This window comes from Novosphingobium sp. BL-S-34, from assembly GCF_056857015.1.
In genome coordinates this window covers 1400720-1422353 of sequence record NZ_CM166473.1, presented here as the reverse complement: position 1 = coordinate 1422353, position 21634 = coordinate 1400720, and the positions used below count along the sequence as shown (strand labels likewise).

Below are 21634 nucleotides of genomic sequence, written 5' to 3'. Positions count from 1 at the left end.
CACCACATGCGGCGCGATCCCATAGCGGCCGAGCCGGACCTGCCGATCGGCGAGATCGCCAACAGCGAATGTCGCCTTTCTCCGGTCCCCGTCTCCTAAGCGGACGTTCCGGAAAGTCCCACGCCCGGTCGTTCAGCTTCGCGTGTAACTGGGTGAACCGATGGCCGCTATCAGGGAAGCGATATGAGGTTGGCAACGACCGCTTTGTCGGCGGCCTTGCTCATCCGGCGAAACTGGCAGCAGCCGACCAAAGGCTTCCCTTCGTTCAGGCGCACACATCGATGGCCGGAAATGTCTGCGGCGTTGGACGATCCGATCAGTCCTCTGTGGATAGCTTCCGCGTTGCAAGTATAAAGTGATGATCTGGTGTCGGGTCGGCGCTGAAACATTTGAGGATGAATTACGCAACCTATGGCGGGCCTTGCCATAATCAAAAGCGATATCGTTTTGCCGTCTTGCAGATATCTTGCAGATGGGCATCGACTTGGATTCCTTTGCCGTTGCTCAGCAGTGCTCTTTTGACATGGGCGTATTCCATGCGCAGGCTGGTGGCGAAAATGCCCGGGTCATCCGAGCCGACGACGACGGAAGTAGCGCAGAAATTCCTGCCGTGGCCAACCCAACCGCTGACATGGTGATCCTCGTAGGAATCATGGATGCTGATGCGCACGTTGCTGCTGGGCAGGGTTTCAATGGCGATGCCACGATGCTGCAGCGTTTCCAGGACCACCGATTGAACGGCCTCCAGCACGTCCGGTGACAGGACGTCGGATCCCCGTTCCACCAATATTGACTGCCGTGCACGTTGCAACGTGGCCGCTTCAACGCCAACGCCATGGCGCCGAAGAAATTGGGAGTGCGCGTCCGCATCGCTGGCCGCGCTGTCACGAAATAGCTTTATTTCCCCGTTTCGGTCCGGGTCTACGTCATGGTCGCCGTATGTCCGCACAATCGGGTCGAGGTGCCGAAGTTCCCATGCGCGGTGCAACAGGTCGGGCGTAAGTTCAGGTGTTTTCCAGATCGACATGGCCAGTCGACATATTTCCATTTCGATCAGGACGATCTGATTTGGCATCAAGGACTTCTGCCGTAGCAGTCCCCAAACGAAAACCAGATCATCCAAACGGTCTTCGAGAGGTTGGATGACCGAACCGTTTTGGGATTTCCACCACCTGTCTGGGGAAAGTCCTGCCGCTGTTGCGTGTCCAATTCGGCACCCGGCGGACAGCTCCAGGAATTGAACAGCCTCGGTAATGGCGCGAAGGCCTGAGGCCAGGTGAACAAAATCCTCTCCGACGTGATACGAAAAACGCTTCACACCCGCGCGACGCATTCTGCGGAATATCTGCGCAAAAACTTCGGGTCCAGCGTGCCGCTCGTTGCTTGCCGCATCCACCCCGCGAAAAAGCTCTGAAAAGCCCTCTGTGCTCTTCATCAAGGCGACCAGCGCCCGCGCGGCCTGATCGGCTTCGCGCCTCACACTTACGTCCCTGCAAACCGGCGCCGGGTGCGTCCGCTGGTAGAACTTCTCTAGCTCGGCCCCATCAGTCCGCTTGATGAAATGCGCAACCAGGCCCAAACGCAACCGGCGTTCGCTGGCCGGGATTTTATCAGAGCCGCGCTCAAACTTCCGAATGAGCCGGATGGTGTCGGCAAGGGAGATGTCGGTCGTCTCGGGGTTTGCCAACCATTTCCGCAGGTGTTTACGCGGCGAGCCATCGGCGTTCTCGTCCAGAAATATCAGGTAACCGCGCAGCACCTGCGACATGAGCCTCGCGGTGCCAGCGGGCGTTTTTTTGGGTGCGAAGCGTCCTTCAAGGAAATCGACCGGCTTCTGCACGCCGCGTTCGATCTGCCGGAATCTGTCCAGATAACTCTTCTCGGTCGTTTCGCGCAGTTCGTTCAAGGTAATTTGCTGGAACTGGTCAAAGCCAATCTGTGACACTTGCTGGACCAGCAGGCGGCAGAATTGCGCCCGCAGCAACGCGTACCAGAAGAACGCCAGGCCGTGCAGCTCGCTGGCCTCCGGTCGACGAAGCATGCCGATAATGTCGATGAGCTGGAGGGCTTCCGCGGTTGTCTTGGATACCGGCGCCCCTCCTATCCGCTTGCTGACAGCATGGCGGTAGCGCAAATCCGCCTCTTCATCCGTGGTCGGTTCCCGCGCCTGCTCTTTACTCGCCTCCTCCAGCAGAAAGGTCTTGAGCGAGATGGCCTGTCCCACCCGAACCCTGAGACGTTTTGGCGTGAGTTGCTCGTCTTCTTGCCGCAGCAATCTGTCAACGCCGTTCCCGATCACGGCATGCAATCCGTCCTCGCGCGATACACCCTTTCTCAACAGCTCGCCGACAACCGCATCAGGTCGGCGCAGAGCGTCGATCCAGATCTTGTCCGCCTCTGTCGTGCCATTCAGGTGCATATGTGTTTCATCAAGCCCCTCCGTCCGGCAGAGGTGGTCGAGAAACGGATCGTCATCCACCGGCAAGGTGCTGTCGCACAACCAGCCCTGAACCCGTGCCTGCCACTTCGCCCGTTCCGAGAGGGACTGGCCGTAATCACCCGTTTTGGGCTGGCGCGCCGCCATCCAGGCCGCCGTAATAAGCATCGGCGGTACGACCAAGATCAAGTCCTGCCATTCGGCCAACAGCCGTGATCGCACCCGCAACGACCCGTCGCGGCATTCGCACAGGAACCTTTCGCCCAAGCAGGAAAGTATCGCAACCAGACATTTGGACGGGTCATCAAGGATAAGCCGGCACCCTCCACGCGTCTCGCGGTCCAGTTCACCCGCGACCCAGGCAATACGGTGTTCGACGGCTTCGTCGGTCAACCGGGGATTGAGTTTTCGGCAGTGAAGAAATCGACCCTTCGCATAGGCCGCCTTCAGTTCAGCGCGTCCGTCACCACGCCCCCAAAGTGACCGGAGGTCGTCCTCTGCCCGATAGCCCGATGCGTCACGTTCGAGAAAGCGAACAAGATGCACGTTCGTGACCATCGCCTTGGCAATGTCAATCACCCCGCGAAGCCGGGCAATCTGTTCAGGTCCATCATTGATCATTTTGAAGCGCGGGCTTGCGGATGATAGCGCGGCACCACATTCAAAACGTTGAAGAAACCTTTCTGCGTCACCTTCTTTTGTTGGGTGGTGCTGCTGCTCCTGATGTGACCGATGGCGATATCTATTTCCGGAGACGTCAACCAAGCCTCTTTGAACGGCTCCACAGCGTCACCATGCTCCTCTTGCCAGGCCGATAAAGCGTTCTTGACCTCATTGCGGAGATCCACCTTCAGGTTTCCGCTTTGCAAATAGAATTCCTCTGGATTGAGGAACATCCAGACAAGCGGACAGGAAATCACAATTGCGGCCAGAGAATGGAAGCTGCGCGCGTCATCGTCCGCGGCACGCCGCAGAGCTTCGACAAGGGGCCGGTCGGATGTCTTGGGTGAATCGAGGCGCTCGGAACTGCCGGAGGTGACAATGAGAAGAGCATGCAAGATATTTGTAATCTGGCGATGCAGGATATGGCCGGTCTTCCATGCCAGAGCCACCTCGTCATCCAGAGCGAGCAGTTGATCATGAATCCGTTCGGAAATGCGCGCCAGCGTTGCGGGGGACACCGCGGCCTTGTTCGAATTCGCACGCGCAAAAGCATGCCAATCCTGCAATCTCGTTTCGAATTCAGAATATTTATCGTCGGACTTAACGGCCTCCACCTCGTCACTGTCGTCGTGGTCTTCGTCCTCAGGCGTGGAGGTGTCATCTTTGGAACCGGCGCGGGCCAACTCCGCGTCCGGCATGAAGGCTGGAATGATGGAGGTCGGCTTCAAACTGCCCAAGTCGCTGATGTCATCGCGCGCCAGCAGTTCCCCGATTGCTGCGAAGAGAGAGAGCGCCGAAATCGAGCGAAACCGCTCTCCCCGGCTGCTGAAGCGGTCGTAAGTCGCCAGTCCGAGCACATCCCCGAATTGCCCGGTACGGGATTCGAGATTCTCGAGAGAAAACCAGACTATTCCTTTTTCGGCACTCAGGTCAGCCAGTTCCCCGTTTTCAAAGCTGGTAAGCCACTTTTTATTGGAGAATGTCGAGGGCTGATTTTTTACTGCCCCAGCGACCTCTCCAGCTCTTAACTTCTTCTTGGCAGCTGCCGCATTCTTCGCTTCATCCGCCGCATAATCAAACAGTCGGATGAAACGATTTGCTGCACGAATGGTCTGCATCGTACCTACGGAGCCGAAAGAGCTTGCCTTCAAATTGCCAATATTCGGTCCCGCTTCGTCCTTGCCAAGACGGCTGATGGAGCCAATCCGCCCGGCCACATCCAACAAGTTGGGGCTAGCGTCTTCCCAAATGAAGTTGAACATGGATTGGCGCACATCTGGCATGGTGAAACGGTCGCGCTGCATCATGGAAATGGGCAGGTTGAGCGTGAACAGGGCGCGCAGGCATGAGGCGGGGGACTTGTCCAGTTTTGCAGCGATGGACAGGGCAAAACAGTGGAGGATGACGGCCTGTCCCGTATCGCTCGGCACCGCGAAGCGAACGAGAGAGGTGGGTTTGTCTTGCTGAACCAGCCATCGGAAGGCGCTTTGCAGGGAAACGTCCAATGTGGCGTCGGCAAATTGTTCCGATCGCAACCCGGCAGAGCGGAGGCGTGTTTCAAACACCGTAAAGACGCCCCGTCGGCCTGCGTTCTTATCGGGTTCTCCCAATGCGCGGAGATAGCCGATGACCAGACGCAAATGTTCACGCGACACCACCTCAAAGAACGGATGGGGCGGCGGCGTCTTGCCGTCTTGCGGATCGCTTTCCAGAAGTTGCTCGCGGATTCTCTTGCTGGCCCAGGGAACCAGTTCGTGGGCTTTCCTGCTCGCACCTGCTTCTTCGTCCGCACCTGGTTTTTCGCCCCCAACGGGAAGGACCCTCAATTCCGAGGTGCCGCTTGCCTGAAGTATGCCGCTGAGCGGCAGCATTGCGATGCGGTTCTGCGGCGGTACAATTTTCAGAAGATATTGTTCCTCCAGTTCTAGAACGGCTTCGGACAAACCTGTCTTGCCTTCGCCAATCACATCGGGGTCGTGCTTCATCAACCCTTCGCCGAACGTGTCATAGATGTTGCGCCGGACAAGACGGCCATAGAGTTCAAGATCGCCCGAAATCATGATAATAAGTTGCGGCGACGCCAAATATTTCCGAATGGTTTCCAGAATGGCGTGACCATGCTGAAAGTTCGTGTCGACATCGTCAAACGCCAGCACGAACGCCTTCTTTTTGAGAACCTTCAGCGCTTCATCGATAAATGTTTGCAGCTTGGCTTCGAAGGTGCGTCCCTTGGCTGCCTTCCGCAGTCCCCTGCTCATGATCCATGCCGCGTCCTCCCACTCTTCCCCATAGGGATGCGATTTTCCGATCCCGTCGAGCAGCCCCAGCCCCTCCGCCATCGCCTCGCGTGCGGTGTTCACTTTCTCCCTGTCCGCGTCGGGGTTCGCCTTCGGGTCATCCAAGGCTGCGTCGATGAGGGAAATGATGACAATGACGATGTGTTCCTTGGTCTCGATCAGGGTCGGATCGATCACTGGCAATACATGAAGCCCTTCAGACAGGCCCTTGGCCCATTCTTGCTTGCCACTCTTGAGCTCATGCAATGCGTTCAGGAGAAACGTCGTTTTTCCGCTGCCGCGCCCGCCCTGAATTAAGATGCCTTCGTGAGGGCGGAGGTAATTAAGCTCATTCCCTGACGGGGGGGTGAAAGGGGAATTATTCAACCGGTCGAGCTGAGCGGAGATGACCTTCCCCAAATGTGCGAAAGCTTCGTTCTGAAGCACCTTGTTAGCATCTTCAAACCGTTCCGCACCGCTTCGATTTAGATCAATAATCCGCACGTCATCCCCCAGCAGTCACTTGATGACTGTTTGAAACAAGAATTTGTTAGCGCGCTTGAGACAGGAGGGGGACAAAAAATCAAGAAAATACCTCGCAGCCCCTGTTCCGTGTGCAGGTACAGTCGCGAATGTCCCCCTCCCGGTCGTTCAGGCGCACCCGCAAGTTGAAAAATGTAGGGCAAGTTTCAACGACGGGTTCGAGGGCACTGAATGGCGGGCTTGTTGGCGTCAATGGTTCCTACTCAGTCTGAAGGCAATAGTGGCTAGAATGCAGGGGATTGAATGAAGGTCGGCGCGCGCGGCATTTTAAGGGCGCACAGCGCCAAAATCTTACATTTCTTATGTTGCCACAATTAATCGTTGATTCAATTAACTGGCATTTGCAAGGTTAATCTATGTCGAGTGGTTGCTTACCCGGAGCATAAATCAGTATTTATTGAAGAGCTCCTCTCCAACAATACTTTCGATCTCATTTTCCCAAACTCTAAGAACTCGACGTTTCTCTTTAAAATATTCATGTTTGTTGTATATCCCGCGCACTCCTGATATTTTATGGGCAAGAACGCGCTCGATGTGATCAGTGGAAAGGACGGCGCTTTCGTCCTCGCTTAGAATTCCGCTTGCGATAGTGGCGAAGGTTCGTCGAAGATCGTGAGTAGTCCAGCGCTCATACCCAACTTGGGCGGCTGTCGCTTTCGCCTTCATCAAGGCGTTCAGGAATTCTATCGAATTGCTAAGATCATAAACTTGGTAGGAGGCTTCTAAGAGGTGAGAGCGCGGAGACGGAAATACATAGGAATAGTTGTGGCTTGCCATACGACCGCAGATTATTTGCCACGCCTTGTCGCCAAAGGGTGTGAGATGTGGGGCACCACCCTTCATCCGATCGGCTGAGAGTTCCATCGATGCGCGCGCCATGTCCAATTCGCTTCGGACAAGTTCACGCAGCTCGTCACGCCGCTGGCCGGTCAGTAGGACCGTGAGGATGTAAGCTCTCGAGGTCGCATCGATTTCTCCGACAGCCTCCCAGAGCCAACGAATCTCGCGTTCGCTGAGGTATCGCTCTCGCTTGCTAGGCGAATCTGCTTTGAGCTTTCGCGCTGGAGAATCCGACAAGCCTGTGCGAACTTCCGCCTGTTCTGCCCATGAAAAGTAGCGCCTGATATACCGAACGGCATTGTTGAAGGCTGCGATCTTTCCGTTCGTCCTCAGCGGTTCGACAATCGCTGCAAGCTCACGGTAGGTAACGTCGGTCAGAAGCTTATGGCCTATCTGATCTGCGAACAAGCGTATCCATGTTTGACGTTTATCGGTAAGGGTACGCGCGGCGTTTCTGCCGCCTCCTTCGGGTGTCTCTAAATATAAATCCCATGCTTGCTGGCAAGTCATGGCAGGAGTCTCAATTGAGCTCGCCGCTGACTTCGAAGCGCTGTCGGCGTCAGCCTCGGGGTAAACCTCGAGCCCCTTCGCAAGCCTTCCGTTGATGTCGTCAGCCCACGTACGAGCCTGGGCCAGCGTCACTCCCAGCCCCCCTTCGAAGCGCCCACCATGGATCTTACGCGGCGTTCCATTCACCCGCCCTTGCCATTGCCATACTCCGCCCCGCGGACCGACCAAGAACGTCAATCCCCGAGTGGTGTCTGTGAGCCGAGCAACTGCTCGCGCGGAATCAGCGGCTCGGAGCTGCCCGATGGTCAACGGTGCTTTCGGCTTTGCCATGCGTGGCTCCTTCTCATTTAAGCGCGTTGTATCTCAGGAAAGTGTATCCTAATTGTATCCTAATTCGATTTTGCCGGCAATTAGGGGCAAATTAGGATACAGAGAGCGCGCTAAGAAAGGGGCGAAATCAGGTTGAAACTGAAGGGTCGATGGGTGAATGCATCTGGTGTGTTCCACGCAGCGCTTTGATCACATCGCGCATCGTTTCGGTGTCGCGCACGTTGAGGTCGCGCTGGGGGTAGGGGACTTCGATGCCTTGCTCGCGCATCAGGCGCCAAAGCGCTTTCAAGACGTCGGACCGCACATTTCCTACGCCTTCCTCGGGATCGGTGATCCAGACGTGGATCACGAAGCTGACGCCGCGCTCGGCGAAACTGTCGAGCCAGACGGTGGGCGGCGGGGCGGCCAGGACACGCTTTACCGACTTGGCGGCATCCAGCATGAGATGTTCCACGCGTTCGATATCGCAGGCATAGGGCATGATCACGGGAACCTGGATACGCACGTTCTTGCTCGAATAGGACCAGTTCTCGACTTGATTGATCATCAGGTTTTCGTTCGGGATCAGGTACTCCTTCTGATCGCGCGTGGTCAGCGAGACGGCGCGGATGCCGATGCGGCGGATCTGGCCGAAAGTAGACATACCGGCGGCGTCAGTGATGGTGATGACGTCGCCGGGCTTGATCGACTTGTCCATCAAGAGGATGATTCCGGCGATCAAATTGCCAAACGTCTTCTGCAGGCCAAAGCCGATGGCAAGGCCGAAGGCGCCGGAGAATACCGTCAGTGCGGTGAGGTCTATGCCCAGTACGTCAATGCCGACGAGGATCGCGATCGTCCAGATCAGCAGGCTGACCAACTTTTCCGCCAGCAGGCGCTGGGTCTGGTCGAGCCCCGTTGCCGAGCGGAGCACACGGTTGGAAAGGCGGCTTGCCCCCCAGGCAATGGAGATCACCAGCCCCAGCACGAAGAGCAGTACCACGAGATCCCAGACCGAAATCCTGCTGGAGCCGACCTGCACCGCCAGTCGGTCCAGCGTGTCCACCAGATCGCTGAGAAAGCCGCCGTGCAAGGTGACTGCGTTCTTGAGGCCGTCCGCTCCCGCAAGTGGCTGGTCTGCCCCCGTGCGGCCTGCCGCATGGGCCGCAGCCTCAGCCGTGCCGCTGGGCGATGGCGTCGGGCTGGGCATCACCATGCGGACGACCGGGTTGGTCATGTCGCCGCGCCGGTCCGCTTCATGGCCGCGAGCGCCTGTTCTAGATCTGCAATGAGATCGTCCGTGTCTTCCAGCCCGACGGCGAGGCGAACGCCGTAGTGGTCGGACGTCTCGTGCTGGCCTGGAGGCCAGGGCATGATCTCGCGGTGCCGGGTCGGTTCGATCGGCACGACGAGGCTTTCGAATCCGCCCCAGGAATAGCCGATGGCGAAGAGGTTCAGGGCGTCGATGAAGCGGTTGCGGTCGGCCATGGTGCCGCCGTTGAACACGAAGCTGAAGAGGCCGCAGCCGCCAATGAAGTCACGCGTCCAGATGTCGTGGCCGGGCGAGCTGGGCAGCATCGGACAGAGCACTTGCGCCACTTCCGGGCGAGCTTCCAGCCAGCGCGCTATCTTCAGCGCGGATTCGGCTTCCTGGCGCAAACGCACGCCCAGGGTGCGCAGCCCGCGAAGGGCCAGTGCCGCGTCGTCGGGCGAGACGACGATGCCGAGATCCTGTGCGCGTTTGCGCAGCTTCTCATAGAGTTCCTTGCCCGCGCTGGCGCTGCCCATCATCAGGTCCGAATGGCCGCCGACATGCTTGGTGAGCGCCATGACGGTCACGTCCACGCCCTTTTCCAGTCCGGCAAAACCGAGCGGGCTGGCCCAGGTGTTGTCCAGAACGGAGACGGCGCCCTTCGCGCGCGCGATGCGGGCCAGTTCGGGAACGTCGCAAACTTCCATCGACAGGCTGCCCGGCGCCTCGATCAGGACGGCGCGGGTCCGTTCGCAGAACAAGTCTTTGTAGGCGGGAATGTTGAGCGGATCGTAGAAACGGGTCTCGATCCCGAAGTCGGCAAGCATGCCGGTGCCCATCGAGCGGGTGGGATCGTAGGCATTGTCAGTGATGAGCACGACGTCGCCCGGACGGAGCAGCGCGAGCATGACTCCGGCGATCGCGGCGACGCCCGAGGGATAGATGACCGTACCGTGCGCGCCGGGCTCGATCTTGGTCAGGGCCTCGCAAAGCGCCCATTGCGTGGGAGCGCCGCGGCGACCGTAGAAGAACCGGCCGTCTTCGTTCCGGCGCGGGCCTTCCGCGAGTGCGGCGGTGTTTTCGTAGAGATGCGTGCTCGCGCGCCAGACCGGTGGGTTGACGACGGCGCCGGTCCACTCCTTGCGGCGGCCTCCGCCGACCAGCTTGGTGAATGGGGCGAGGTCGTCGAAATTGTCCAAATCGCTCAAAGTGCTCTCCGCTCTTGCGCTTCCAGCACTACCGCCCCGCAGGGCGGGGGTCGAGAGGCAAGACGGCCAGCGGACGCCGTGATGGCGCCGGCTGCTTCATGGCGGCAGGTGGCCGAAGCGGTAATTGGCCCGCTCAGGCCCCGGCATGCCTGAGAATCAGGCGAGGCGGCGCATCGGGGAATCGGGATCCTGCCCCATGTCGCGGGCGGCTTCGACTTCACGGGCGGCGATCGTAGCATGGTCGCGCGGGCCGGTGTCGAGGCGGATTGGGGCGAGCCGGACAGTCGCGGGATCCGGACCTTCGCCCGGAACGCCCAGCGAGAACACGCGGCGCTCGGCATGGCCATGCTCGTCCACGAGGCACAGGCGCACGAGCGGCACGAAGAGGCTGGCCTGTCCCTGGCGCATCACGCGAATCGCGTTGAGCGGCAATTGCAGTTCGCCCTTGAACGTGCGCGTTTCGCCGGGGGAGAGCGCTTCGAGGGTGTGGCGCAGCGGCAAGGCGGCAGGTTCGGGCGCGAGCTGCTCTACTTGCGATAGCGAGGCGTGGGCGGAGATCATGTCGCCTAGCACGCGCCAGGGCTCGGCAAGGCCGCTTTCCGGCGCGGCCAAGGTCAGGCGATATTGCAGCGTGGCGTAGACGAGCGACAGGCGCAGCGTCACCGGTTCGAAATCGACTGCGATCACGCCCGGACCGGACGGCGCCGGGGCCCTTGCCGGCGCCGGATTAGGGGTCGGTATCGCAGCTGGTGCCGGCTGCGACGGCGATTGCGGCCCGGGATTGCGCAGCGGCTGTACGCGGAGGGCCGGCGAAACGGGGGCTACGGGGTCGAGCGCGGCGATGGCGGCGGCTGCGACGGGGGCATCGGCCGTCTCCTGGACGATTTCGTCCTCGGGCTCGGCTTCAGGTTCGAGACCGGCTTCTTCCCAGGCCGTGGCAGGTGCGCGGCGGCGGCGAAGGAGCAGGAAGACGCCGACCCCGGCCGCGACCAAGGCAGCGGGGATGGCCAGCCACCACTCCGGCCAATGCGGCGTGGCTGCGGGCGGGCCTGCGAGATCCGCTTCCGGCGCGGCGGAAGGCTGGGCCGGCAGAGCGGCGCTTTCGCTCGCTGTCGGCGTGGGGGCGGGTGCCAGCGGCTGGGCCGGCAACTGGGCCGAGGGGGTGACGGCGGGTGAGGGCGCGGCGGCGGCGGGTTCCGTGCGCGATGGCTCCGCCGGACGAGCGGGCGTGGCCGTGGCGGCTGGCTGGGTCGCACGCGGCTGCGGGCGGTCGCTGGCGCGCGCGGCGGGCGGCGGCGGGGCGGCGATGGTCGGCACCGGTGTCGGCCGCGAAGTGGGCGCTGCGGCCGGTACATCGGGAGCGGTGTCGCGCGGAGTGACGGTGGGGTTCTGCGGGTCCACCGGACCTTGCGGGCGCGGCGCGCCCTGGCCTTCCTGCTGGCCGGGCGGCAAGCTCCAGGTCGATTGCGCGAAAGCCGTCGTCGGTCCCGCCATGAGGCCGAGCGCAAGTGCCGCGCGTGAAAGTGGTGTCGCGAAATTAGTCACATCGGCCCCGCATCAAACTCCCAGCCCCACATTAGACCATGCGCTGAACCCGCGGTTAATGCTCCGCTCCAGCGCGGCGAGACGTGAGCGATCATAGCCCAATGCGGGGCGCGCGGGCAATCGCGCCCTTGGCGCATTTCCCCGCCGCACTTGCGGCGGCCCACATTGCAGGGTCGGATGTCCGTCACGGTTCCGGTCCCGGTCCCCGTCGCCGTCTCGGTCGAATGGCTTGAAGCGCAGCGCCGGGGCACCTATCAATGGCATCATGACTGACACCACCATGACCCCGCTGCATCTGGGCCAGAACAGTGCGCTGCCGACGTCTCCCGAAGACGCCGTGCTGGACTACGTGCCGAACCCGCGCCAGGGCAGCCTCTATCTGGTGCGCTTCGCCGCGCCGGAATTCACCTCGCTCTGCCCGGTTACCGGCCAGCCCGATTTCGCGCACCTGGTGATCGACTATGCACCGGGGGAAACCATCGTCGAATCCAAGAGCTTCAAGCTGTTCCTCGGCGCGTTCCGCAACCACAACGGCTTCCACGAGGACGTCACTGTCGGTATCGGCCAGCGCCTGTTCGACGAGATGAAGCCCCATTGGCTGCGCATCGGCGGCTACTGGTATCCGCGCGGCGGCATTCCCATCGACGTGTTCTGGCAATCCGGCGCGGCGCCGGAAGGGCTCTGGGTTCCCGACCAGGGCGTGCAGGGCTACCGCGGTCGCGGCTGACGGCTCTGTCAGCCCATGCCGGGCACCGGTTTTTGGTTCCGGTATGATGAGCAGGGGCACCGGCTTGTGCCGACGCCCCTATGCCCCGAGCTTCCCCTCAAGGTTTCGCGAGAAGTTGCCCCCTCGCTTCCCAAGGTCCGTGCCGGGTTACGTAACGCTATCTGGCGGCAAACTGGACGCCGTTCACGCGCCTGAGATCGACAGTTCCCTTGCCAAGCGAGGCCATCTGGCGGTTGCTCAGGCACTGGGCGTAAACCGTGGGCGCTTCCGCCTTCAACGCGGCTTCCGTAGCCAGGGCGTCATCGAGGCGTGCGGTACATTCGGCGCGCGATTCGTAAGTTTGCACAGGCGTCGATAGCCTCTCGCAAGCTGATCCGTCATCGCTGCAGCCAAACAGGGCGAGGGCAATGAGTGTAGCGCTCATTCGTCTCTCCTTTCGAAGGGGATAACGGGCGCCCGGCCGAAAATATCCCGCAAGCGACGGGAAAAGAGTCATTTTCGAGGCTGGAACCTCTGCCGGTCTCATGCGTAGGAAACGCCTTCATGGACCAGACAAAAGCCAAGCTCATCATCCGCCCCGCCACTGTAGCCGATGCACCCGCGATCGCGCGGCTCTCGGTGAAAGTCTACGGCAAGGCCGATGCCTTCACCCGCGCCGAGATCCGGGGCCAGGTCATCAATTTTCCGGAAGGACAGTTCGTTGCCGAATATGACGGCAAGGTCGTCGGCCACTGCGCGACGATGATCGTCACCGCCGCCCAGGCCTTCCGCCCGCATACCTGGGAGGAGATCAGCAACGGCGGTTATGGCCGTCCGCCGTCGGACGATGGCGACGTGCTCTACGGTTTCGAGGTTTGCGTGGACCCCGATTACCGCCGCCTGCGCATCGGCCAGCGGCTCTATCGCAAGCGCAAGGAAGTCTGCCAGTATTTCGAGCTGAAGGGCATCGCCTTCGCCGGGCGCATGCCGGGCTATTCGCGGCGCATGCGCCGATATCCCGACCCGGCCGACTACCTCCAGGCCGTGCGCGACAAGAAAGTGCGCGACCAGGTGATCCAGTTCCAGATGAACGAGGGTTACGAGCCGCGCGAAATTCTGCCGGACTACATCCCGAACGACAAGGAAAGCGGCGGCAACGCGGTCCTGATGTACTGGACCAACCCGCTCGCCCCGCGCGATACGGGCAAGGCGGTGCCCGGCTTCAAGGAGCGCGTGCCTTCGACCGTGCGGGTGGCCACCGTCCAGTTCATGATGCGCAAGATCGAACAGATCGACCAGTTCGAGGAGCAGGTGGAATACTGGATCGACGTGGCCGCCGATTACGAGAGCGATTTCGTGGTCTTCCCCGAGCTGTTCACGCTGGAGCTGCTGTCGATCGAAGAGACCAAGCTGGAACCCGCGGCTGCGATCGAGAAGATCGCGGACTACACCGAGCGTTTCGTGGAATTCATGCAGCGCATGGCGGTGAGCTACAACATCAACATCATCGGCGGTTCGCATCCCACCCGCGTCAAGCTGGGCCAGGGCAAGAGCGAGATCCGCAATATCGCCTATACCTTCCTGCGCGACGGTGCGGTGCACGAGACGCAGAAGCTGCATCCCACCCCGTCCGAGCGGCGCTGGTGGAACATCAAGGGCGGCTACGGCGCCAACGTGATCCCCACCGATTGCGGCCCGATCGGCGTGATGATCTGCTATGACAGCGAGTTCCCCGAGCTTTCCCGCCACCTCGTGAACCAGGGGGCGCTGATGCTGTTCGTGCCGTTCTGCACCGACGAGCGCCGCGGCTTCCTGCGCGTGCGGTATTGCTGCCAGGCCCGCGCGGTGGAGAACCAGTGCTACGTCGTGACCTCGGGCGTGGTCGGCAACCTGCCCAACGTGGAGAACATGGACGTCCACTACGCGGAAAGCGCGATCCTTACGCCGTCCGATTTCCCCTTTGCGCGCGACGGAGTGGCGGCGGACACCGCGGCCAATACCGAGACGATCGCCATCGCCGACCTCAGCCTGGATGCGCTGCTGACGGCCCGTCAGTCAGGCGCGGTGCAGAACCTGAAGGACCGGCGCTTCGACCTCTACCGGGTGGAGTGGACGCAGCAGTAGACAACGGAAGCGCGGGATCGGGCGGCGCGGGTCATTTCCGGGGCTTGAGGCCCTGCGCTGCCGCCGCCACGCGCAGGCGCGTCTCGGCGATCAGTTCGTCGAGGCTGGTCACCTGCTTCACGCCGTATCGCGCGCCGGTGATGTCGACATTGCCCTTGCGCCAGAAACCCGGCGGGCAGAGCAGCACGACATTGCCGGAGCGTGCATGCAGCCCCAGTTCCAGCAGGCTCACCGGGCTTTGCGATCCGGGCGCGAGGTAGAGCACGATCACGTCGGCACTGTCGAGCGCGGCCAGTTCCCATTCGACCTGGCGGCGGAACTCCGGCTCGCTGGCCTCGGGCTTCCAGGCTGGGTTCCAGTCCGGGCGGCGCGGATTGAGCAGGACCACGTCCTCGCCGCGAAGCGCCTCGATCACCTGCTTCTGCCAGTCCGGCGCGGAGCCCATGTCGATGCTGCCTCCCAGGAACACCCGCGGGCGATCGTGCCGGGGCGGAAGCGGCTCGGGCGAAGTCACCACGGCGGTTTCCGCCAGGGCTGCAGCGGGAGCCGCGGAAAGCAGGAGCGCGGAGAGCAGCAGGGCAAGGGAAGGCGCTTTGATCATGCCGGCCCTCTAGACAATGCGCAGCCGTGCCAGCCAGCGAAATCGTTGGTCGGCGCGTGCCAGGAAGGGCGGCCGCGGCGGTTCTTCGCGCCCCTTATCGGGCCTTCACCCAGAGCACGCCGTAAGGCGGGAGGGCAGCCGGCGTCGCCCCGTTGATGGCAAGAACGATATCGCCCTGCACCGCAAGGGCCTGGAGTGCGGGGCTGGGCGCCAGCGGCTCGGGCGAGAGATTGAACAGGCAGAGCAGGCGCTCCTCCCCTTCCACGCGCAGGAAGGACAGCAGTTCGCCGTCGCAGGCGAGATCCTCCAGCGCGCCGTGCCGCAGCACCGGGCTCGCCTGGCGCAGGGCCAGCAGCTTGCGCGTGAAATGGAGCAGCGAGGCGGGATCGCTCTCCTGGATGGCGACTGCGCGGGTGAGATTCTCGGCGGAAAGCGGCAGCCAGGGCGACACCGGCGTGAAGCCGCCGAGGGGGAGGTCCTCCCAGGGCAGCGGCGTGCGGGCACCGTCGCGCGAGAGGGTCAGCGGCCAGTTGGCGATGGCTTCGGGGTCCTGCAACTGTTCGAAGGCGATCTCGTCCTGAAGCAGCCCCAGCTCCTCGCCCTGGTAGAGGATCACATTGCCGCGCAGGGCCATGAGCAGAGCCATCTTCGTCCGGGCGAAGATGCCCCGGTGTTCGGGCGCGCACCAGCGGGAGAGGGCGCGGGGGGCATCGTGATTCTCGAAGGCCCAGCTCGGCCAGCCGCCGTTCTCGTCCGGGGCAAGCTCCCAGCGCTGCAAGGTCTCGGCCACGAAGCGGGCGGTGAGGGCGGGGGCGTAGAGGAAATCGAAACCATAGGCGCTGTTCAGCCGGTGTTCCCCGGCGGTATAGGCGCGCCGGTCCGCCTGCGGATGGTCTCCTCCGATCTCGGCCACGGTGTGGATGACGCCATATTCGTCGCAGACCGCCCGCAACCGCTCGACGAAGCCGATCATGTCCGGGTGGGACTGGCTGTAGGTCTTGAGCTGGAAGTCGAAGGGGCGGGTGCGGAGGCGGCCGTCGGCCGGGGCGGGAGGATTGTCGCGCAGCAGCGGATCGTGCATCGCATGGTTGAGCGCGTCCAGCCGGAAGCCGTCCACGCCGCGCTCCAGCCAGAACCGGGCCGCCTGCAGTACCGCGTCCTGCACCGCGGGATTGTGCATGTTGAGCTGCGGCTGCTCCTTCAGGAAAGTATGCATGTAATATTGGCGGCGGCGGCCATCCCAGGTCCAGGCCGGGCCGCCGAACACCGATTGCCAGTTGCAGGGCGGGGTGCCGTCTTCGCGGGGATCGTGCCAGACGTACCAGTCCGCCCTGGGATTACCGCGGTCCGAGCGGCTTTCTGCGAACCAGAGATGGAGGTCCGAGGTATGGGCATAGACCTGGTCGATGATGACCCTGAGGCCCAGGTCGTGAGCGTGGGCAACCAGCGCGTCGAAATCGGCCATTGTGCCGAAGACCGGGTCGATCCCGCAATAGTCCGCAACGTCGTAGCCGAAGTCGCGCATCGGAGAAGTGAAGAAGGGCGAAATCCAGATCGCGTCCACGCCCAGCCGGGCGACATGGTGCAGGCGGCGGGCGATGCCGGGAAGATCCCCCACGCCGTCGCCGTTGGAGTCCTGGAAGCTGCGCGGATAGATCTGGTAGATCGCCGCGCCTTGCCACCAGGGGGAACGGGACGAATCGAGGGCTGGAGAAGCGGAGGGAAGGCCGGAAGCGGCGCCAGGAATAAAAGGGGTTGGGGCGACGTCGGATTCGATCAGGCTCATGAGCACCTTTCGCGGGTATTTGCGGGCGATCATATCACCAGCGGGGCAGCCCGGCGCGAATTTTTTGCGGCACTGCACAATGCCCCTTGCCGCAAGCGGGCGCTGTGCTAGCCATGATCGGGAAGCGCGGGAAAGTGCAGCGGTCCGCTTTTGCTTGCCTGACGCTAAACCATACGAATTGCAGGATTTTTCAAAGGGTCCTGCACGTCCAATACCAGGAGTGTGCCCGTGGCGACCGAACCTGTTTCCAACAGCAAGGCCGAAGCGCCCTCGGAAATGGACAAGCACATCGTCAGGGTGCTTCGCCAGCGCGTCGGCAAGGACGAGCGGGCGGCCAAGCAGCATGACTGGTACACCGCCTCGATCCTCGCTCTGCGCGACGAAATCATCGAGAAGTGGATCGATTCCACCCGCCGCACTTACGATTCCCAGGGCAAGCGGGTCTATTATCTCTCGATGGAGTTCCTGATCGGTCGCTTGCTGCGCGACGCGCTCTCGAACATGGGCATGACCCGCGAGTTCGAAGCCGCGTTGAAGGCCCACGGCCTTGACCTTGCGGCTCTGGAGGAACTGGAACCCGATGCGGCGCTCGGCAACGGCGGTCTCGGCCGGCTGGCAGCCTGCTTCATGGAGAGCCTCGCCACGCTGGATATTCCGGCTTACGGCTATGGCATCCGCTACGTGAACGGCATGTTCCGCCAGCGCGTGGACGACGGCTGGCAGGTGGAGCTGCCGGAAACCTGGCTGGCCCACGGCAATCCCTGGGAGTTCGAGCGGCTTGAGAGCACTTACCGCATCGGTTTCGGCGGCGAGGTCGTGGCCGAAGGGGACGGCGTGTTCTGGCACCCGGCCGAGCAGGTCGAGGCCACGGCGATCGACACGCCGGTGGTCGGCTGGCGTGGCAAGCGCGTGAACACCCTGCGCCTCTGGACCGCCAGCCCGCTCGATCCGATCAAGCTCGACGCCTTCAACGCCGGCGACCACTTCGGCGCCCTGGCCGAGCAGGTCCGCGCCGACAGCCTCGTGCGGGTGCTCTATCCCGCGGATTCCAGCCCGGCCGGACAGGAACTGCGGCTGCGGCAGGAGTATTTCTTCACCGCCGCCTCGATCCAGGACATCGTGCGCCGTCACGTCCAGTACCTGGGCGATATCCGCACCCTGCCGGAGCAGGCGGCGATACAGCTCAACGATACCCATCCCTCGGTGGCCGTCGCCGAGCTGATGCGCCTGCTGGTCGATGAAAACGGCCTTGAATTCAACGAAGCCTGGGACATCTGCCGCCGCACGGTGTCCTATACCAATCACACGCTCCTGCCGGAGGCGCTGGAATCCTGGCCGCTGCCGCTGTTCGAGCGCTTGCTGCCGCGCCACATGCAGATCATCTACGCGATCAACAGCCGCGTCCTGCGCGAAGCACGCAAGGCCGGCTGCAGCGATGCCGAAATCTCGGCGATCTCGCTGATCGACGAGAACGGAGAGCGCCGCGTACGCATGGCCAACCTGGCCTTCGTGGGAGCCCATTCGGTCAACGGCGTGGCCGCGCTTCATACCGACCTGATGAAGAAGACGGTCTTCGCGGACCTTCACAAGCTCTATCCCGACAGGATCAACAACAAGACCAACGGCGTCACGCCGCGCCGCTGGCTGCAGCAGTGCAATCCGGGGCTGACCTCGGTGATCCGCGAGGCGATCGGGGACGGCTTCCTCGACGATGCGGAAAAGCTCTCCGACCTCAACGCTTTCGCGGCCGATGCGCAGTTCGGCGCGCGGGTGGCCGACGTGAAGCGCGCCAACAAGATGGCGCTGTCGGACTACATCAAGAAGACGATGGGCATCCGGCTCGATCCCGACGCTCTGTTCGACGTGCAGATCAAGCGCATCCACGAATACAAGCGCCAGCTGCTGAACCTGATCGAGACGGTGGCGCTCTATGACCAGATCCGCAGCCATCCCGAACGGGACTGGGTGCCGCGCGTGAAGATCTTCGCGGGCAAGGCCGCGCCGAGCTACCACAACGCCAAGCTGGTCATCAAACTGGCCAATGACATCGCCCGGCGCGTTAATGCCGATCCCTCGGTCGGCGGGCTGCTGAAAGTGGTCTTCGTGCCCAATTACAACGTCAGCCTGGGGGAGCGCATCTTCCCGGCGGCTGACTTGTCCGAACAGATCTCGACCGCGGGCATGGAAGCTTCCGGCACCGGCAACATGAAGTTTGCGCTCAACGGCGCTCTCACCATCGGCACGCTCGACGGCGCCAATGTCGAGATCAAGGACCATGTGGGAGGCGACAATATTGTTATCTTCGGCCTCACGGCGGAAGAAGTGGCAGCCAAGCGCGCGAGCGGCTACAACCCGCGCGAAGTGATCGACGGATCGCGCGAACTGCGCCAGGCGCTCTCGGCGATTTCCTCGGGCGTGTTCTCGCCCGACGACCCGGATCGCTACAAGGACCTCATCGGCGGCATCTACGACCACGACTGGTTCATGTGCGCTGCCGATTTCGACAGCTATGCCGCCGCCCAGCGCTCGATCGACGCCCGGTGGGAAGACATGGCGGGCTGGCATTCGGCAACTATCAGGAACATCGCCAATGTCGGTTGGTTCTCCTCGGATCGGACTATCTCCGAGTATGCCAAAGACATCTGGAAGGTCCTGTGAAGCCACCCGAAAGCGCTATCGAGTCCCTGCTGCAAGGCGTCCACGCCGACCCGTTCTCGCTTCTCGGCCTCCATCCCGGGCCTGACGGGTGTTACGCACGCGCCATCCTGCCTGGCGCGGAGACGGTCGAGGCCTTCAGCCTGGACGGCCGCCGGCTCGGCATGCTGGGCAAAGTGGACGACCGCTTCCTGTTCGAGGGCAAGCTGCTCGGCAATCCGCAGCCTGTCCGCTATCGCTGCACCGCCGGCGACAGCGACTGGCTGGTCACCGATCCCTACACGTTCGGGCCGGTGCTGGGCCCCATCGACGACCTGCTGATCGCGCAGGGCACGCATTTTCGCCTGTTCGATAAGCTCGGCGCGCATATCATGCGGCACGAGGGCGCCAACGGGGTCCATTTCGCCGTCTGGGCACCCAACGCCCGCCTAGTGAGCGTGGTGGGTGATTTCAACGACTGGGATCACCGCCGCCACCTCATGCGCAGCCGCAAGGACATCGGGGTCTGGGAGATATTCATCCCCGACATCGCTGATTACCGTGCCTACAAGTATCATATCGTCGGCGCGGACGGCAGCGTGCAACCGCTCAAGGCCGATCCATTCGCCTTCATGTCGGAAATCCGTCCGGCCACCGCGTCGATGACCGCTCACCCCGCCAAGCTCGAATGGGGTGACGAGGCCCATCGCGATCACTGGGAATCGGTCGATCCGCGCAAGGTGCCGGTCTCGATCTACGAGGTCCACGCCGGGTCCTGGCAGCGCGACCGCTTCAACTGGTTCCTCAATTGGGACGACATGGCGGACAAGCTCATCCCCTATGTCGTGGAGATGGGCTTCACCCATATCGAATTCCTGCCCATCAGCGAGCACCCCTACGATCCGTCCTGGGGCTACCAGACGACCGGGCTCTATGCCCCCAGTGCCCGCTTCGGCGAACCCGCGGGGTTTGCGCGTTTCGTGGACGGCGCGCATCGGGCGGGGATCGGTGTCATCCTGGACTGGGTGCCGGCGCATTTTCCCAAAGACGATCACGGGTTGGTCCGCTTCGACGGCACCGCACTCTACGAGCACCAGGACCCGCGGCTGGGCTTCCAACCGGACTGGAACACCCTGATCTACAACTTCGGGCGGCGCGAGGTGCAGAGCTTCCTCGTCAACAACGCGCTGTTCTGGGCCGATCGCTATCACGTCGACGGGCTGCGCGTTGATGCCGTCGCCTCGATGCTCTACCGCGATTATTCGCGCAAGGCCGGCGAGTGGATCCCGAACGAGCAGGGTGGGCGCGAGAACTGGGAAGCGGTGGATTTCCTGCGCGCCACCAACCGCGCGCTTTATGGCCAGTATCCCGGAGTCTTCACCATCGCCGAGGAATCGACCGCATGGCCCGGCGTCACCCAGCCGGCCTATGACGTGTCGGAAGGCGAGCATGCTTCCGCGCTGGGCTTCGGCTTCAAGTGGAACATGGGCTTCATGCACGACACGCTGCGCTACATGGCCCGTGATCCGGTGCACCGGCGCTATCACCACAACGACATCACTTTCGGCCTGGTCTACGCGTTTTCCGAAAATTACGTCCTGCCGCTCAGCCATGACGAAGTGGTCCATGGCAAGGGCTCGCTGCTGAACAAGATGAGCGGGGACGATTGGCAGAAATTCGCCAACTTGCGCGCCTATTACGGCATGATGTGGGGCTATCCGGGCAAGAAGCTGCTGTTCATGGGCCAGGAGTTCGCCCAGCGCCGCGAATGGAGCGAGGAACGCGCGCTCGACTGGGACTTGCGCGACGCCCCTGCACATGAAGGCATCCGCAACCTGGTGAAGGACCTCAACCACCTCTACCGCGACAAGCCCGCGCTTCACTGCGGCGATTGCGATGGCGACGGCTTCGAATGGCTGGTGGTCGACGATGCGGCCAATTCTGTCTTCGCCTGGCTGCGCAAGGCGCCCGGTGCGCCGCCGATCGCGATCATCTCGAATATGACCCCGGCCATGCACACGGATTATAGACTGCCGCTGCCTTGCGGCGGCACATGGAACGAGATCTTGAACAGCGATTCTCCCCATTACGGGGGAACCGGCAAGGGTAACCTGGGCCAAGTCGAAGCCGCAGACGGTCATGCCTTGGTCACACTGCCGCCGTTGGCAACCATTATGCTCGAATACGCCGGTTGAAAACG

General features: G+C 62.2%; 13 protein-coding genes. 4 read left to right on the top strand and 9 right to left on the bottom strand.

Annotated elements, in window-relative coordinates; all coding sequences use genetic code 11:
- Positions 1-430 precede the first annotated feature (430 nt).
- The 6 genes from AC1VV3_RS20050 to AC1VV3_RS20025 all read right to left on the bottom strand — a co-directional run bounded on the left by AC1VV3_RS20050 (position 431) and on the right by AC1VV3_RS20025 (position 11532).
- Positions 431-3058, bottom strand: coding sequence for a thioredoxin domain-containing protein (locus tag AC1VV3_RS20050; RefSeq protein ID WP_482962259.1), 2628 nt, complete (start codon positions 3056-3058; stop codon positions 431-433).
- The gene (locus tag AC1VV3_RS20045; RefSeq protein ID WP_482962258.1) at positions 3055-5880 is read right to left on the bottom strand and encodes a hypothetical protein; all 2826 of its coding nucleotides are present in this window, start codon (positions 5878-5880) and stop codon (positions 3055-3057) included. The genes AC1VV3_RS20050 and AC1VV3_RS20045 overlap by 4 nt, the downstream gene beginning before the upstream one ends.
- 426 nt (positions 5881-6306) lie before the next feature.
- Positions 6307-7599, bottom strand: coding sequence for a tyrosine-type recombinase/integrase (locus AC1VV3_RS20040; RefSeq protein WP_482962257.1), 1293 nt, complete (start codon positions 7597-7599; stop codon positions 6307-6309).
- Positions 7600-7726: 127 nt separating this feature from the next.
- Entirely contained in the window at positions 7727-8815 is a 1089-nt protein-coding gene (locus tag AC1VV3_RS20035) for a mechanosensitive ion channel family protein (RefSeq protein ID WP_482962256.1), read from the bottom strand.
- Entirely contained in the window at positions 8812-10038 is a 1227-nt protein-coding gene (gene metC / locus AC1VV3_RS20030) for a cystathionine beta-lyase (protein ID WP_482962255.1), read from the bottom strand. Before metC ends, AC1VV3_RS20035 begins: the two co-directional genes overlap by 4 nt.
- A gap of 156 nt (positions 10039-10194) precedes the next feature.
- Positions 10195-11532, bottom strand: coding sequence for a hypothetical protein (locus tag AC1VV3_RS20025; RefSeq protein ID WP_482962254.1), 1338 nt, complete (start codon positions 11530-11532; stop codon positions 10195-10197).
- Positions 11533-11848: 316 nt separating this feature from the next.
- Here AC1VV3_RS20025 and queF point away from each other — a divergent pair, with 316 nt between their 5' ends.
- A complete protein-coding gene (gene queF / locus AC1VV3_RS20020; RefSeq protein ID WP_482962253.1) occupies positions 11849-12310 on the top strand; it encodes a preQ(1) synthase in 462 nt (153 codons plus the stop codon).
- Positions 12311-12467: 157 nt separating this feature from the next.
- Here queF and AC1VV3_RS20015 read toward each other — a convergent pair whose 3' ends face one another.
- Complete coding sequence (locus tag AC1VV3_RS20015) at positions 12468-12734, bottom strand: hypothetical protein (protein WP_132270035.1); 267 nt, start codon at positions 12732-12734, stop codon at positions 12468-12470.
- A gap of 119 nt (positions 12735-12853) precedes the next feature.
- On the opposite strand from AC1VV3_RS20015, the gene AC1VV3_RS20010 reads away from it, so the two are divergent.
- Complete coding sequence (locus tag AC1VV3_RS20010; protein ID WP_482962252.1) at positions 12854-14413, top strand: GNAT family N-acetyltransferase; 1560 nt, start codon at positions 12854-12856, stop codon at positions 14411-14413.
- A 31-nt stretch (positions 14414-14444) separates the two neighbouring features.
- Here AC1VV3_RS20010 and AC1VV3_RS20005 read toward each other — a convergent pair whose 3' ends face one another.
- Both AC1VV3_RS20005 and AC1VV3_RS20000 read right to left on the bottom strand, forming a co-directional pair.
- A complete protein-coding gene (locus AC1VV3_RS20005; protein ID WP_431568246.1) occupies positions 14445-15014 on the bottom strand; it encodes a nucleoside 2-deoxyribosyltransferase domain-containing protein in 570 nt (189 codons plus the stop codon).
- 94 nt (positions 15015-15108) lie between these two features.
- Entirely contained in the window at positions 15109-16800 is a 1692-nt protein-coding gene (locus AC1VV3_RS20000) for an alpha-amylase family glycosyl hydrolase (RefSeq protein ID WP_482962251.1), read from the bottom strand.
- Between the two features lie 276 nt (positions 16801-17076).
- Between AC1VV3_RS20000 and AC1VV3_RS19995 the strand changes: the two genes are divergently transcribed.
- Positions 17077-19458, top strand: a complete 2382-nt coding sequence (locus AC1VV3_RS19995) for a glycogen/starch/alpha-glucan phosphorylase (protein WP_482963164.1) — start codon at positions 17077-17079, stop codon at positions 19456-19458.
- Positions 19455-21629 carry a 1,4-alpha-glucan branching protein GlgB gene (gene glgB, locus AC1VV3_RS19990; RefSeq protein ID WP_132270044.1) on the top strand — a complete coding sequence of 725 codons (2175 nt, stop codon included), beginning with the start codon at positions 19455-19457 and terminating at the stop codon, positions 21627-21629. Before AC1VV3_RS19995 ends, glgB begins: the two co-directional genes overlap by 4 nt.
- Positions 21630-21634: the final 5 nt, after the last annotated feature.